14 protein-coding genes are annotated in these 14,520 nt (G+C 37.1%); 6 read left to right on the forward strand and 8 right to left on the reverse strand.

The genetic code is table 11. The features are described 5' to 3' along the window. The first annotated feature begins 207 nt into the window (after positions 1-207). From DSM106972_RS02350 to DSM106972_RS02360, 3 genes are all read left to right on the forward strand, one after another. Positions 208-714: an NINE protein gene (locus DSM106972_RS02350; RefSeq protein WP_127078449.1), complete on the forward strand. Its 507-nt coding sequence runs from the start codon at positions 208-210 to the stop codon at positions 712-714. Positions 715-1,136: 422 nt separating this feature from the next. Next, on the forward strand, positions 1,137-1,574 hold the full coding sequence (locus DSM106972_RS02355) for a helix-turn-helix domain-containing protein (RefSeq protein WP_127078451.1): 438 nt from the start codon (positions 1,137-1,139) through the stop codon (positions 1,572-1,574). Positions 1,575-1,683: 109 nt separating this feature from the next. Further along, entirely contained in the window at positions 1,684-1,989 is a 306-nt protein-coding gene (locus DSM106972_RS02360) for a hypothetical protein (RefSeq protein ID WP_127078453.1), read from the forward strand. Here the strand turns inward: DSM106972_RS02360 and DSM106972_RS02365 are convergent. Beyond that, positions 1,960-2,991: a glycosyltransferase gene (locus DSM106972_RS02365; protein ID WP_233787785.1), complete on the reverse strand. Its 1,032-nt coding sequence runs from the start codon at positions 2,989-2,991 to the stop codon at positions 1,960-1,962. The two genes, DSM106972_RS02360 and DSM106972_RS02365, sit on opposite strands and share 30 nt — an antisense overlap. Positions 2,992-3,060: 69 nt before the next feature. Here DSM106972_RS02365 and DSM106972_RS02370 point away from each other — a divergent pair, with 69 nt between their 5' ends. Then, the gene (locus DSM106972_RS02370) at positions 3,061-4,107 is read left to right on the forward strand and encodes a zinc-dependent dehydrogenase (RefSeq protein ID WP_127078455.1); all 1,047 of its coding nucleotides are present in this window, start codon (positions 3,061-3,063) and stop codon (positions 4,105-4,107) included. Positions 4,108-4,213: 106 nt separating this feature from the next. On the opposite strand, the gene DSM106972_RS02375 is transcribed toward DSM106972_RS02370, so the two are convergent. From DSM106972_RS02375 to DSM106972_RS02390, 4 genes are all read right to left on the reverse strand, one after another. Continuing rightward, a complete protein-coding gene (locus tag DSM106972_RS02375) occupies positions 4,214-6,223 on the reverse strand; it encodes a tetratricopeptide repeat protein (protein WP_233787784.1) in 2,010 nt (669 codons plus the stop codon). 97 nt (positions 6,224-6,320) lie between these two features. Further along, positions 6,321-7,688 (reverse strand): alkaline phosphatase family protein, encoded by a 1,368-nt coding sequence (locus DSM106972_RS02380; protein WP_127078457.1) that lies wholly within the window; start codon positions 7,686-7,688, stop codon positions 6,321-6,323. A 129-nt stretch (positions 7,689-7,817) separates the two neighbouring features. Next, positions 7,818-8,042 carry a type II toxin-antitoxin system HicB family antitoxin gene (locus DSM106972_RS02385; RefSeq protein WP_127078459.1) on the reverse strand — a complete coding sequence of 75 codons (225 nt, stop codon included), beginning with the start codon at positions 8,040-8,042 and terminating at the stop codon, positions 7,818-7,820. After that, on the reverse strand, positions 8,039-8,278 hold the full coding sequence (locus tag DSM106972_RS02390) for a type II toxin-antitoxin system HicA family toxin (protein ID WP_127078461.1): 240 nt from the start codon (positions 8,276-8,278) through the stop codon (positions 8,039-8,041). The genes DSM106972_RS02385 and DSM106972_RS02390 overlap by 4 nt, the downstream gene beginning before the upstream one ends. 127 nt (positions 8,279-8,405) lie before the next feature. On the opposite strand from DSM106972_RS02390, the gene DSM106972_RS02395 reads away from it, so the two are divergent. Then, a complete protein-coding gene (locus DSM106972_RS02395; protein ID WP_127078463.1) occupies positions 8,406-9,650 on the forward strand; it encodes an inorganic phosphate transporter in 1,245 nt (414 codons plus the stop codon). A gap of 318 nt (positions 9,651-9,968) precedes the next feature. Here the strand turns inward: DSM106972_RS02395 and DSM106972_RS02400 are convergent, their stop codons facing one another. The 3 genes from DSM106972_RS02400 to DSM106972_RS02410 are packed head-to-tail and all read right to left on the reverse strand — an operon-like array spanning position 9,969 to position 12,714. Beyond that, entirely contained in the window at positions 9,969-10,259 is a 291-nt protein-coding gene (locus DSM106972_RS02400; protein ID WP_127078465.1) for a hypothetical protein, read from the reverse strand. 16 nt (positions 10,260-10,275) lie between these two features. Next, a complete protein-coding gene (locus DSM106972_RS02405) occupies positions 10,276-11,496 on the reverse strand; it encodes a hypothetical protein (protein ID WP_127078467.1) in 1,221 nt (406 codons plus the stop codon). A 9-nt stretch (positions 11,497-11,505) separates the two neighbouring features. Further along, positions 11,506-12,714, reverse strand: a complete 1,209-nt coding sequence (locus DSM106972_RS02410; protein ID WP_127078469.1) for a WD40 repeat domain-containing protein — start codon at positions 12,712-12,714, stop codon at positions 11,506-11,508. Between the two features lie 286 nt (positions 12,715-13,000). Here DSM106972_RS02410 and DSM106972_RS02415 point away from each other — a divergent pair, with 286 nt between their 5' ends. Then, positions 13,001-14,434, forward strand: coding sequence for a sensor histidine kinase (locus DSM106972_RS02415; protein ID WP_127078472.1), 1,434 nt, complete (start codon positions 13,001-13,003; stop codon positions 14,432-14,434). The last annotated feature ends 86 nt before the right edge of the window (positions 14,435-14,520 follow it).

Genomic DNA, 14,520 nt, shown 5'->3' on the forward strand with positions numbered 1-14,520 from the left:
ATCTAAGTTTATAACCTTGCTATTACCATTTTATTGGCTGGTGGCACTGACATCCGAAAGGGCGGGCAAGGATGCCCACTCCACAAGAGTATAAAAAATAAGACAAAAATTTTAGTATTCTTTCAAATCCATTGTTAACTGCACATCTAAATATGGGAACCATACATACAGATAACCATATTTGGATTATTAATAGAGGATATAGCTATGCAGCAATTAAATTCGGGAGTCGCATACCTAATTTGGTGTTTATGCTTTTTCGGCATCTGTGGTGGTCAAAGGTTTTACGCAGGAAATTTTGCAGGCGGTGTGATATACTTTTTTACCCTTGGATTATTTGGTTTTGGTCAACTGATAGATTTAGCTTTAATTCCTGGCATGGTTGACAAGCGTAATATCTATCTAAGAGGGCTACATGGTGGGACAACGCCAAGTGTCAATCAATCTGTTACCTTGAATATCGGTGACATTCCCCAACTTAAGCAGTTACAAGAGTTACAAACCTCAAAACCCTCTACAACCACTCCGATGCAAAAATTATTAAAAGCAGCAAAGGAACATGGTGGTCAACTTTCATTGGCTCAAGCTGCTATGTGTACCGAGCTTGAGACAGAAGAACTTAAAAAGCTTTTGCAACAAGCACAAAAGGATGGTTACGCTGAAATGAGCAATGACTCACATACTGGAGCTATACGTTATCACTTTGATGTATAGGCGCCTGAATGATTATGGATTTAACAAATCTAAAGTGGACTAAAAATATAACACCTCTAGATAATGAACAGTGGGCTTACTCAAATTATGAGAGGGGTGATCTTTTCAAGCTTAATTGGAAAAAGAACAAAATCAATGCAAATAAACCGGTTCTTCCGGAATTAGCGTGCTAAATTTTAACCGCAGTCGGTAAATTTCCTTTAAAATCAAGGCTTGCAGGTGCTTATAGTCGTGCATTTTAGTTAGAATGCAGTGTTGTAGTCAAAAATGGCTGGAATAAAACCATAGTAAAGATTTCAAGCTTATTTTTCAATAATTTAGCACGCTAAGTACGGAAGAGCCGGTTTTTACCAGTAAATATATTTGCTGTAGCAATGATATTAGAAAGCGATTTACTATAAATTAACTTTTGAAAAGCGCCTATGTTAAGTGAAAACGAGCCTATACAATCAGCTACTTCTCAAGACGAAGAAATAAAATTAATTAAGCAGCTAGAAAAGGTACTTAGATCGGGTTCACAATCAAAGATACATAATAATGGCGAACAGGTTGTGATTCCAGAATCGGTTCTTATAATGTGGCACCAAGTTGTACATGCGATGGCGCTAGGGCAGACCGTCTCAATAGTCCCTCAACAGCAGGAGATGACGACGCAAGAAGCAGCAGATTTTTTAAATGTCTCTCGACCTTACCTGATTAAATTATTGGAGCAAGGACAAATTCCTTACATTAAAGTGGGTTCTCACCGACGGGTAAATTTATTAGATTTGAGCAAGTATAAAGAAGAGAGAGATAAAACACGACGGGAAGGGATGAAAGAATTTAGCAAATTTCTTCAAGAAGAGGGTTTTTATGATTAAGAAGGTGTTGATTAGAAGCGAACGTTCCGTCATTAAAAAGGGATAAAGCTTATTTTATCAGATATTGCGTTAATGTAATATTGTATATACCACATAAAAATTTGTAGCTATGCACTTAGAGTCAGATAAGATAAGCAAGCTCAACACTCGTTCGATTAAACAAGTTGATTCGCATTGCTCCCGCATTGAAGATTTCAAGGCAAAACTGATAGACAGTAACGGCGAAGAAATATCTATTTCACAATCGGAGTATCAACTTATACTTAAAGTATTACAGGCAATCAAATCAGATCAGATAATACATATTGTTTCCCAAAATAGCAAATTCACTACTCAACAAGCAGCGGATTTTGTTAACGTCTCACATCCTTATCTAATTAAGTTATTAGAACAAGGTTGGGCGCCCTGCTCGTAATGCTTGGGCAGTTGTTCCAATTCCACCTTGATGGACGATGGCACAAGCGTGAGGAAAAATTTGGGAGTATGGTAAGTAGTTGACGGCAATAATATTATTTGAAAGGTTTTGTGGAGGAGAATTTTTACCAATTAATAAGATAGCGCGACGGTTAATAAGCTTTGCTACTTCGATGCTTTCTTGGTAGAAGTTGCCTGCGTCCATTACTGCTGCGGAACCGAGAGTGAAAACTATTGGCGCCTCACCTGCATTCAAAAACCGCTCTACTTCTTCTGGAAGTTCTGCGCTTTGTGTTCCATCGTAATAAGTAAACCCAGCAACTACGGTGTTTGGCGCCCAGTCTGGTTGAGGTTGTCCCAACACTGAGGAAAACAGCGCTACAACAAGGTAAGGTGAGAATTTGCTATCTATATAAGGATTTCCCTTGAGTGGAGATAATTCTAGTTCAAGCCGAAGTTGACGAACTGGGTCTGCCCAAGAATTACTTACCCACTTTGCAAAGTTGATGATGCCTTTATTAAAAGTTGGACCAAGCTTGTATAAGTTTGCCAATGCAGGAAATGGCGCCAGAATAGGTGGGTCGTAAGCTGAGAAAAACGACATGGGAACCATTGCGCTTGATGCCCATCTCATTTTGAGTTTTTCTGCGACTAGTGGAGTTGCAGTTACACCTTCACCAGAAAATATAAAATCTGCTCCTTGTGCAACTTCAAGCAAGTCTGTATACATCGCGCGTAAATTTGGATTGACCCACTGCCGTACCATATATTCTTGCCCTGTTTTTAAATCCATCATTCGCGCCATTTCTTGTGGGTCGTTAAGGGCAGTAAAGTCAGGACGCATTCGATGAAACTCAAATTTTAATGCTTCGAGTTTGGGTTTATATACTTCGTGCGTTACAAATACTACATCGTGACCACGTTGCCGCAATTCCAAGGCAACAGCAATCATAGGGTGAAGGTCTCCTAGGGTGCCTAGTGTAGTAATCAGGATTCGACTCACTTTCTTAACTCTCTGTGATACATAGTAAGGTGGGCACTGCCCACCATACAACATAAGTGAGAAAGTAACGTGAAAGCACAAGTATTCCGTGGTGTCAAAAATCTATCCTATGAGGAAATACCTGTTCCATCTCTCGAACCAGATGAGGTGTTGGTACAGGTAAGGGTTGTTGGGTTATGTCAATCAGATATTAAGAAAATTCTTTACCCCTTATATGAACCCCCGCGCGTTTTTGGACATGAGACAGCAGGTGTTATTGCAGCAGTGGGAAGTGATGTTAAAAAATGGCAGGTTGGACAAAGAGTTGCAGTTATGCATCATATTCCGTGTATGCGCTGCGATTATTGTCTCAATGAAAACTATTCTATGTGCGACACGTATAAAAATATTGTGACAACAGCAGGGTTTGCGCCGAGTGGTGGAGGTTTTGCTGAGTATGTAAAAGTACCTGGGCATATTGTTCAAAATGGGGGCTTAATTCCTATTCCCGATGATATTACTTTTGAAGAAGCTAGTTTTGTTGAACCGACGAACTGCTGTCTTAAAGCTGTGAAAAAGGCAAATATTCAACCTGGGCAAACTGTATTAATAACAGGCGCCGGGCCAATTGGGTTAATGTTTGTAATGTTAGTCAAATACTTTGGCGCCAAAGCTATTACTACAGATTTAATTCCTTCGCGGATAGAAAAAGCAAAACAAGTAGGCGCCGAAGCTGCTTTTGACGCGCGCGATGCTAATTTACCCGAAAAAATCCGCGCGCTAACTAATGGTATGGGTGTAGATGTAACTTTGCTAGCAGTTCCTAGTGACAAAGCATTTTTCCAAGCTTTAGACTGTACACGCAAAGGAGGCAAAATACTATTTTTCGCCGAATTCCCCGATGAAGTAGAAATTCCCATCAACCCCAATATCCTTTACCGTCGAGAAATAGATTTAATGGGCAGCTACAGTTCATCGTTTAAAGTCCAAAGTTTAGCAGCAGATATTGTATTCAATCGTCGTATTGATGTAAAAGCATTAATTAGCGACCGTTTCCCACTGCAAGATTTATCACAAGCTGTTGAACAAGCAGTTAAACCTACTCCAGAAACCTATAAAATCCTAATTTATCCATAATAACCTCTTGTGGAACAATAAACTCTTGTAGAACAATAAACTCTTGTGGAACGGGCATCCTTGCCCGTCCTCTTAACAATATGACTGCACAGGCGAGACGCCTATGCTACAAGAGTTGAATCAATTTCTGAAACTCGATATCCTGGGCAATATCATCAAAATTTGTATCATTTTCTGCTTCTTCTTTGTAACTAGGGTCAAGATTTATTGCTTGTTCTAAATTTTCTAAAGCTAATTCTACTTCTTTCTCCAACGCATAACAAACTGCCTTATTATAATAAGCATCGGCGTAATTAGGTTTTATTTCCAGTGCTTTGTCAAAACTATCAATTGCGTCTTCACTAAATTCCAGTTTCAAAAGAGAGTAACCTCGCTTATTCCAAGCTTTGGCAAATTCTGGTTTTAATTCGATAGCTTTATCAAAGGATGATATAGCTTCTTCATATTCTTCTAATTCTTGTAATGTCAATCCTCGATTTAGCCAAGCAGACGCATCATCTGGTTTAATTTTTACAGATTGAACAAATGACTCAAAAGCTTCTTGGTACTGATTAAGATAACCCAAAGCTACACCTCGATTTGACCAAGCTTTATAGTAGTTTGGTTTATATTCTATAGCTTTATCATAGCAACTTATTGCCCCTGGAAATCGTTTCATTTTTGCTAAAGCTAAACCTCTGTTAAACCAAGCATCAGGATTTTCTGGTTCAATCTCTAGTGCATCATCGTAGCAGGCAATTGCATCTTGATAACGTTTTTGAGCAAAAAGTTCTTCACCTTCTTTTATATATTCATCTGCTTTTAATTGTTGTGGTTCATCGTGTAATGTTTCTTCAATAGGGGTAACATTCACTAGTTTCTCTAAAATAAGTTCTTTTTTTTGTTGAGCATCATTTTGCAATTCTGAGAGTTGAGAGACAAACTCCAACTCTAATTTTTCCATTTTTTCTAAAATTAAAGATTGTTGCTCCTGAGTATTTAACTGGAGTTCTAAAAATTGAGCAGCAAATTCAGAGCCTGATTTTTCTATGTTTTCCAGTATTAAGTCTTTGCGACGTTGAGTGTCTGCTTGCAATTCTGAAAGTAAAGAAGCAAATTCTGACTGCATTTTTTCTAAATGCTGAATTATTTTGTCACGCTCTTGTTGAGTATCTGTTTGTAAAGCTTGTAGTTGAGAAGCATATTGTAATTGTAACTCTCCTGAAATTTGGAAAAGTTGCTGTTGAGCTTCAGATTGTAACCCGGAAATTAAAGATTTAATTTCATCTTTAGATTTAGCTATATCTGATGTCGCTAAGTTCTTTTCTTGCTGTATATCGGATTGAAATCCTATAACTAGATTTTTGGCTTCATCTTTATATTTAATTATATCGGTAACTGCCATGTCCTTTTGTTGTTGAGCATCTAATTGCAAACTAGAAAAATGAGATGCTATTTGAGACTCTAATTTTAGAATATTTTTTAAAGTCTCATCTGTTTTTTGCTTGGCGCCTAAATTTTCGTTATTAAGTTGAGTCTCGAATTGTGTTTCTAAATTATCTACTAAATTATCTATTTTTTGTTGAGCAGATTTAATTACTGTTTCTAGCTGTAATAATAACTGGTCTTTTGATTGAGAAAGCTCAGAGGTAACTAACGGTAAATTTTGTTTTTCTAATTTAATGCTGTTGCGTAGCTTTTCTGCTTCCTGTTCTAATTCGTGTACTATTACCTGATTTCTTTGAATCGCTTTTTCGGCTTGCTGTTCAACAATGGCTAGCTGTTTTTGCAATTCTGTCACCCCTTGAACTTTATCTGTAGCCCTATTGACAATTTCTCGGAGTGCTGCACGTCGCAGCAGCCAAAATGATACTCCGGCTGCTACTGGAAACAATATCCAAATAATTATGCCAATATTTATTAGAGTATTTGTACTGTTGGTGCGTTCTGTTGCAGGCGCCAGTTGTGCCAAATGTGAGTCTTGCGTTTTAGTTGCTAATGCAGTGCTTTGAATGCTGGCGCCACCAATAGACAGTAAAACAGCGGTAAAGACTGTAGTACTTTTGAATGCGAAGGCGCCGATGATTTGATTAAAGAGCATCATGCCAATGTATCTCCATAATTTGGGCTGCGGCATATTATTCAAATTTAGCAGCCAAATCAGGATTGTTAAATCTGAAGCTGTACGATTTGATGTGACGGTTTGTATCTGGATTTATATATTTTTTTGGTGCTTAAAATCGATATGCTAAGAATGGAATGAGCATCTCCGCGCGACTTAACCCACCGTGAACTCCAGCGTTTGGTGCCCACTTTTCTCCAGTTGAAGATTGATAACAAACCCAGTCGTGACGCGGTACTAATATAAAATCTCCTATCCGGTCATTAGATTCTGGACTTAAAGCTTGATTCGGTAAGCCAAATAAACCTAATGCGATAGCTTCGGATGACGACACAAGCAAGAAATTATCGTCAAAATGCGAATAAATATAAGCTTTCACAGCATCAAGGGCGCCTTTCTTTACATGCAAAAAGCGCGCGCGTCCTTCGCCAGTAACTGCTGGAGTCCATAATAATTTAATTAGTTCTGGGTGTTCGTGCAGCCAAAGTACTTTTTCTGGGTCTGTAGGACATTGACCGTGGTCGGCAGTTACTAATAAAACAACATCACCTCGACCAGTTAAAGGGTCTAATAATTCTCGTTTGAGCGCAAAATCAATAGTCGCGACTTGTGCTTGATAGTAAGGACTTAATGGTGCATAACGATGCGCTGCACTGTCTATATTAGGTACATACATATATGTAAAGCTTTTACCGTTATCATAACTGGTTAATATGCGGTCACGTAACTGAGCAAACCCATCAGCATAAGTTAAGTATCCAGTATATTTTTCTTTGCCAGCTTCGCTACCTACAGTTGTATAGCGGCTAATACTAGTATTTTTAAATACTTTGTTATTAACTATTCCTACATCTATTCCAGCTTTCTCCATGCGTAGGTAAATATTGGGAACTGTGACTAATTTATCTGGGTTGATCTGTTCATCTGTATAACTTGCCGAAGTTGGAGCAGTATAAGGGCGCCAACCTAGTAAACTAACCAAGGCGCCAATTTCTCGTAAATAGGCAGTTGTGGAAGTAACACCGTGTTGAGCAGTTGCGTAAGCAGTTGCCGCAGAAGTCAGAGCAGTAACAGTTGTGCTAGGAAATACTGTAGTAGCTGGCATGAAAAAAGCTTTGTCGCTGCTACAAGCGTTCGCAAACCCAGGTACAACATTATTTGTAATTAAACTTTGTAACTGGTCATAACCAAAAGCATCCAGCACCAATAACACTACATGATTAATAGGCGCCTGCAAGAGCCAGTTTTCCCAAGCTTGAGTTACAGCATCAATTCCTAATAAACTTGGATTGAATGGAGGTAATGCAGGTTGTTCGCTTAAAGTTGGCGCCTCTGGACATAACCAATGTATCGGTAGTGCTGCAATATTTGCCAAACCCAGTCCATCGTAACTCGGTCGCACCTTGTTGGCACCAAATGCTGCTGGTAACACTTGTCGGGTAATAAGCGCTTGTTCTGCGGTGGCAAATATATCAACCATTTAATTATTTTCCCTAACTCATATTTGTTATTTTAGAGCATGTAAATTTTTAGCAACGGATATAACGGATGTAACGGATGAGTTTTTTGTTATCCATCAATAAAATTTGTTATTCATCTATTGCCAATGTTAAGCTGCTGGAATTAACTGTCCTAAAATTTTAGGTTCTGGTAGAGGTTGACCGTCCTCGATGTATGACTCTATAAGCATTTCTATAACTTCCTGAGCATTTTTTAACGCTTCTTCATAAGTATCACCATGAGTACAGGGTTGATACACGTCAGTAAATTCAGGTAGCGAAACAACATAGCATTTATCTTCATCTGACCACTGAATCACAATTGTATATTTCATTCTTGTTTTTTCTCCTGTTCCTCTCGTTCCTCTTGCTCTATTTTATTCAATTCTTCCAATGCTTCATTTACTTCTTTTTCTAAATATGATTTTGCATCGTCACCATCTTTTCCTGCGATGATTATAGATGTAGACAATTTTGGATGTTTCCATTTACTATGACTACCTTTTGCTGGTTTATGCGTAAACCCTGCTTGCTTTAGTATGCTTTTCAACTCTCTAACTTTCTTGGGCATAGACCGAGCTTGTTATCCCTGATGTTCATTTTTCCATTAAAAATATATAGTACAATTACATTATATATTTTAATAAATATCCGGCGCCTTTGCCTTATTATTGCTGTTGTGAGTGCGTGGTGTAAAAATGTCTATTGGTATATTGATTGTCGTTGCTATCTTGGCTTTTTACCTTGCTTTTAACCTTGGCGCCAATGATGTTGCTAATGCAATGGGCACTTCGGTAGGTTCTAAAGCGGTTACTTTGAGGCAGGCTTTAATTATTGCAGGTGTATTAGAGTTTGCTGGCGCCGTTTTGTTTGGTGGTGAGGTAACACAAACGCTAGCAACCGGAGTTGCGAACCCAGTGTTATTTGTGGATACTCCTCAGTTGTTTGTGACTGGGATGGTTTCTGTACTAATAGCATGTGGGTTATGGTTACAACTGGCAACTTCACGCGGTTTACCGGTTTCGAGTTCTCATGCTGTGGTCGGCGCCATTGCTGGGTTTAGTTGGGTAGCGCTGGGTGTTGGCGCCATTGATTGGTCTTCGATTAAGTTAATTACTATTGGTTGGGTATTAACACCTATTATTAGCGGTATAATTGCGGCTTTATTTTATAGTCAAATTCAACGTTGGATTTTAAATCAGCCGAATCAAATAATACAATTAAAGGAGTGGATTCCTTGGTTAAGTGCTGCTTTAGTGGGTGCTTTTGGTGTTATTGTATTACCAACTTTAACTCATCCTATCGCTGAATTGTTTACAAATAAGTTCGGTATAAATATACCTTTTTATGATTACTCGTTACTAACAGGCGCTGTTACTGTTGTCAGTTTAACTGTTTATAGCTGGCGCCTGGTAGAGAAGGGGGGTAATAATTTATTAATCGAAAAAATATTCGCACGCTATCAATTATTGAGTGCTTGCTTTGTTGCGTTTGCACATGGTTCTAATGATGTGGGAAATGCTATAGCACCATTGGCAGCTATTGTTTATACCATTAGTACTAATATCGTACCTCTGAGTGAGATAGATGTGCCTTTATGGATTTTAGTACTTGGCGCCGCTGGTATTGTTACTGGTTTGGCGATATTGGGTAAAAATGTAATTGCGACTATTGGTGAAAGTATTATTACTTTACAACCTAGCAGTGGTTTCTGTGCTGAACTTGCTACCGCTATTACAATTTTGCTTGCTTCTCGCTTCGGTTTGCCTGTTTCAACTTCTCACGCACTTGTTGGTGGTGTTGTGGGTATTGGGTTGGTGCAAGATTTAAAATCAATTAAGTTTTCAACGCTGCAAAATATAGCTGCTGCTTGGGTAGTTACTGTTCCGGCTAGTGCATTATTGAGTGCGCTCATATTTTATGCGTTGAAATTTATATTTTGATGGTGATCCCCCCAACCCCCCTTGATAAGCAGGGCTGATTCATCCCCTCTCAAACTAGATTTGTCAAGATGGTTAGCGGGAAAAATCATAAGTATGGGTAACTCGGAAACAGACTTTTAGCACATAAATCTAAGTGTGATTGTCTATTTTAGAGGCGCCTTGGTAGCAAAATGACCAACAAAAATTTTGGCTAAACCCTTGATTTTTCAAGCTTCTTAGGGAATGAATCAGCCCTGCCTTGATAAGGGGGGCTAAGAGTTTATTCATTTCCCCCCTTATTAAGGGGGTCAGGGGGGATTAAAATGTTAAATTATTATTTTACTTTCTTGTTTTGACTTTATTTGTAATTGTTTTACTTAACATTTCTATACCCAAAAACCCAGTAGAAATTAAACCAGCTTTAATTACAATATTTTGTTGAGATGCGCTTGCTTCTTTAATTAAAATGGCTCTAATTTCTGACATTGTTACTCCTTCTCCCCTAATTCCAACAGGCTTTGGTTCAAGTGCAAGAACATAGACAAATCCGAGATACCCAGCTAATATTAGCTCAAAAGCAACTAAAATATAAATATAGTATTTTAGTAATTTACAGAGAACTGTTTTCATTATTTAATCATTAATCCTATTTTCTGGCTTGGACTTTGCTAAAATTTTGTCGCTTACGGTCAAGAGTGTAAGCTAATTCTTGTTGACCATTTCTAACATGCACTGTAACTTGGCATTTACGACTGATTTCAGGATTTGCTGAAATACATTCTCTAGAATTTTCTATTGAACTAATACGTAGGTTTATTGTTGATGTTTTTAATCGATTACTCGCATCTTTGATAATTTTTTCGGCTAAGGTATTAGATAATATATCATTACGAGGTGGCATGTTTCGAGTACCTTCCATCGCTATATATTTGTTTTGTCTGGCAATACGATAAACTACTTGAGTGTTATTTTTTGCCCGCATGGTAACACGATATCCTAAAAGTGAAGCGTTTTGGCAAGTTTCCCAAGGCGCCGCTAAACCTAAACAACTATCATACTTTGCCTCTTCAACGTTTGTAATTAAAGCTTGACCATTGGTTAAATTAAAGTTTGCACTAGCACGAGAAATTAATTCTAATGCAACATCAACAGGTAATTTAGCTTGTTTCGCATAATTCAAGCGTGACCACAGTTGAAGTTTGTTAGGGTTATTTTTATCTACATAATAAATCCATTGAGTTTGATTTTGTTCTATAATAATTTCCCAAAAGCGCGCTTTAAAAACTTGTCCATCAAACCTGGGTTCAACAGGTAATACTGTAAAATCTGCTCCTGATGGTTGTAGGGTTTCACGCACACTGACAATTTTTAATGTATTTTTCGGTAAACTCCAATTTTTTTGAGCATCTTGTAGCACTGCTTGCTGCACACGTGAAGGAGCTTTATTTGATTTTGCTAAATATTCTCTAGAAGCTAGTTTCGTTTTTCCACCGTCTCGCACGTAATAAACTAGACGTTCAAAATAAGTATCGACGGTAGCTTTCCATGTATCTTTGATATTTGGTGGGTCGCAGGTTAAAGGCTGTTTTTTACCTTCGCGTATTTCATCGCAGTAATATGGATAAGGTACACGCTCGAATTTAACTATTCTTTTTAAACCACCAGCATAATCTGAGCGGGTAGCTTGAGCAATTTTATTGACAACGGAATTGGGTAACTCGTCTGATTTATTTTGTTTTTGTCTGGTGATAGTTGTAGGTATTTGAGATAGGAATTTTGCGCTTACGCTTGGAGTTTTAATTGCGATGAAATTTAAAATAAGAGTACAAGTTGTTAAGATAGCTAATGAAAGTTTTGTTTTCAACATAATTTCCCTTTAGTTTAAAATATTAGAAACCGGGTTTCTTATTGATAAGTTGTAATAGTCATGAAAATTTTGGTAGAAACCTGGTTTCTTTTTTACCAATGGTTGTAAATTTAACTGTCTTATTCCAATTCTGTAACCAGATAAAACACCACCCTCACCAATTACAAGAGTTTTGTTATCTTGAGACATTACCGCAGTATTCGGATATACACGGCTATAAGTACGGTCATCCTCAAATTTTACCTGTTCAACAATTTGACTAATATTGGCACCTGTTGCAGCATCCCATAAATCAACCCCATATGCTGAATCTACACTTAAAAGACGTTTGCCATCAGAAGTAAAACCTATGTATATTAGGCTTTTGGGAATAGTAGCTGTAATTTTTCCGGTACTAAGATTCCATATATTCGTTCTACCGTAATCTGAACTTTTACCCCGCGCGGAAATAAGGTTTTTTCCATCTGGACTAAAAGCAAGAAAACCTGCTGCTTGTATACTATTTGTTAATGTTTTTAATAATTTTCCCGTTTTGATATCCCACAAACGAATCGTTAGGTCTCTACTGTCTCCTTGAATACCCGCAGAAGTTGCAAAAATGTTTTTATTAGAACTAACCGCAATAGCACTAACAGGAGCATTATTTCCCTTCAGGGTATGAATGAGTTTTCCGGTCTGCGTATTCCAAAGTTTAATCGTTTTGTCTTGACCAGCAGCAATTAAGGTTTTACCATCAGGAGTTAGTGTTAAATTACTAATTCCTGATTTGTGAGAATTAATTCGACGGATTAATTTCCCTGTTTTGATATTCCAAACTTGAACAATTCCTGATTCTAAATATGTTCCTGTATATAGATTTTGACCATCGGGACTTAGCGCTAAAGTTGTACTTCCATTTTTACCAGGATTAATGGTGCGGATGAGTTTTTTATTCTTCATGTTCCAAACATGAATTTTATCGTACAAACTACCGCTAACTAACGTTTGTCCATCGCGGCTAATTACCAAAGATTCTATATCATAGCTATGTTTACTTTCTTTTAAAAAGTCAATACCTTCTTCTGGGTTTAAAGGTTTATTTTGTTTTGTTAATACTTGCTGTGGCGCCACTTGTTGGTCAATTGATGCTTGGATGGGAATGGGAGTTCCGACAATTACAGAGAGAGCAATTCCATAAATAATAGCAGGAAAAGCTCTAGATTTTTTTATAGATAGCATAACTTTATTTCTGTTTTATTGAATTGTAAATATCTGAATATATGGTCAATGACATCAACCATAATTTTAAAGTTCCAAAAACTTTTAAAAGTCTCTAAAACAGTGTTATGGAACGATTAAATTTAGACATACCATATTTATACTTTTTAAACATACACCTAACTGGGTGAAAGTGTAATACCCCAACGGGCGCCTCAATTAGAGGGTATAATCTTTTTACACAAACAATTCTCAATACTCTCTCCAGTACCGCAATCATAACAGCGCGTAAGTTCCGTTTACCTATATGCAAAAACCAGGACAGCAGGCAATTTCTATCGACTATCAAAAGTGGCGAGACACATTTCTTTATCAAAAACTGCAACTAGCAATCATTATTTGGTCATGTTTCCATGCAGCTATTGAGCTTAACTTTAAAATTCCTGAATTTCTGGGTAAGTATTATAAGCGTGGTGCGGTTAGTGCTGTAACTTTTCTTTTTAATTCTTCTAGAGATTTGTTACTACAAGAACTATTATTTATTGGCTGCCTAATTTTACTACGTCTACCGAAAACGAGAAAATACCTCAAAACTATATTTATAATATTTGCTTGCTCAATACCGTTTTATAATTACTTTCAGGTCATAATTACTACAATTCCCTATTTAATCGGACTAAAAACACCTGAATCACAGTCTATTGATATAATTGCTTCTCTTGGTGGAGAGATAGATATAATACATTGCCTAGCACTAAATCAAATTCGTTTAGGTATAGATACTAAATACTATCATCTACTTTTCCCGATAATTGGGGTATTAGTACCCGTTTGTTTACGTCTACATATTATTTCTCAAGTAAGTGTTTTTATATTTGGTCTTCTTGCTTATAAATTTAATAACCCAACTTATAATTTTTGGTCATTGAGTCAAGAACAGCAAGTTGCTTGCTCTACTGATGCTATATACAGTTTAATCTTTAACCTTTTGCCATGTATAGTTGTTGATTATGGTATATATCTTTATGAACTGACTTTAAAAACAGAGTTTAAATACTGGTGGCAATTACGGTTATTTGTAAATGCTGTAGCACATGACTTACGCAACCCAGTTTTAGGGACAATTTTAGTTTTAGAAAACCTTTTAAATCAACGTCAAACAAAAATAGAAGTAGATAGAACAGTTGTTGAAGATGTAATTACAGGAAATAAAAGGCAACTCAATTTAATTGATTCAATGCTTGAAGCTCATGCTAGCGAAACACAAGGAATAAAAATATATCCTCAATCTATAAAATTATATCCTTTAGTGCAATCAATAATTACAGATTTGTCGCCACTATTAAGTAAAGAACAAGCTACTATTGTCAACTTAGCTAATTCGGAATTACCGGAAGTTTTTGCTGATGCCTTACAATTATCGAGAGTGTATCATAATTTGATTATTAATGCAATTAATGTTAATCAAGTTGGATTACAAATTACTATTGATGCATGGGTAGAAGAAGATAAAGTACACTGTATCGTTGCGGATAATGGTGTTGGTATGAGTCAACAACAAGCTGCAAAGTTATTTCAATTATACGCGCGCGGGCAAAATATACAACAATCTTTGGGATTGGGTTTGGGTTTATATATTTGTCAACAAATTATTATTGCACATAGTGGTGATATTGGTGTAAATAGTAGTCCTGGGAATGGCGCCACTTTTTGGTTTACATTACCTATTGGAGTTGATTAATATAGTAATTTACTTTAGCATGAATAGTGAATACACCCGATAAGGTGGATAGTAAAGACTCTAGTGAGTGTATGAATTTAGGAACT

Origin of the sequence: Dulcicalothrix desertica PCC 7102, from assembly GCF_003991905.1 — a bacterium.
In the GTDB taxonomy this organism is placed as follows: Bacteria; Cyanobacteriota; Cyanobacteriia; order Cyanobacteriales; family Nostocaceae; genus Dulcicalothrix; species Dulcicalothrix desertica.

What these genes read in the sequence shown, in the direction of transcription:
- DSM106972_RS02350 (WP_127078449.1), top strand. Translation starts at nt 208, where the DNA reads ATGCAGCAATTAAATTCGGGAGTCGCATACCTAATTTGGTGTTTATGC.
- DSM106972_RS02355 (WP_127078451.1), top strand. Translation starts at nt 1,137, where the DNA reads ATGTTAAGTGAAAACGAGCCTATACAATCAGCTACTTCTCAAGACGAA.
- DSM106972_RS02360 (WP_127078453.1), top strand. Translation starts at nt 1,684, where the DNA reads ATGCACTTAGAGTCAGATAAGATAAGCAAGCTCAACACTCGTTCGATT.
- DSM106972_RS02375 (WP_233787784.1), bottom strand. Translation starts at nt 6,223, where the DNA reads ATGCCGCAGCCCAAATTATGGAGATACATTGGCATGATGCTCTTTAAT.
- DSM106972_RS02380 (WP_127078457.1), bottom strand. Translation starts at nt 7,688, where the DNA reads ATGGTTGATATATTTGCCACCGCAGAACAAGCGCTTATTACCCGACAA.
- DSM106972_RS02385 (WP_127078459.1), bottom strand. Translation starts at nt 8,042, where the DNA reads ATGAAATATACAATTGTGATTCAGTGGTCAGATGAAGATAAATGCTAT.
- DSM106972_RS02390 (WP_127078461.1), bottom strand. Translation starts at nt 8,278, where the DNA reads ATGCCCAAGAAAGTTAGAGAGTTGAAAAGCATACTAAAGCAAGCAGGG.
- DSM106972_RS02395 (WP_127078463.1), top strand. Translation starts at nt 8,406, where the DNA reads ATGTCTATTGGTATATTGATTGTCGTTGCTATCTTGGCTTTTTACCTT.
- DSM106972_RS02400 (WP_127078465.1), bottom strand. Translation starts at nt 10,259, where the DNA reads ATGAAAACAGTTCTCTGTAAATTACTAAAATACTATATTTATATTTTA.
- DSM106972_RS02405 (WP_127078467.1), bottom strand. Translation starts at nt 11,496, where the DNA reads ATGTTGAAAACAAAACTTTCATTAGCTATCTTAACAACTTGTACTCTT.
- DSM106972_RS02410 (WP_127078469.1), bottom strand. Translation starts at nt 12,714, where the DNA reads ATGCTATCTATAAAAAAATCTAGAGCTTTTCCTGCTATTATTTATGGA.
- DSM106972_RS02415 (WP_127078472.1), top strand. Translation starts at nt 13,001, where the DNA reads ATGCAAAAACCAGGACAGCAGGCAATTTCTATCGACTATCAAAAGTGG.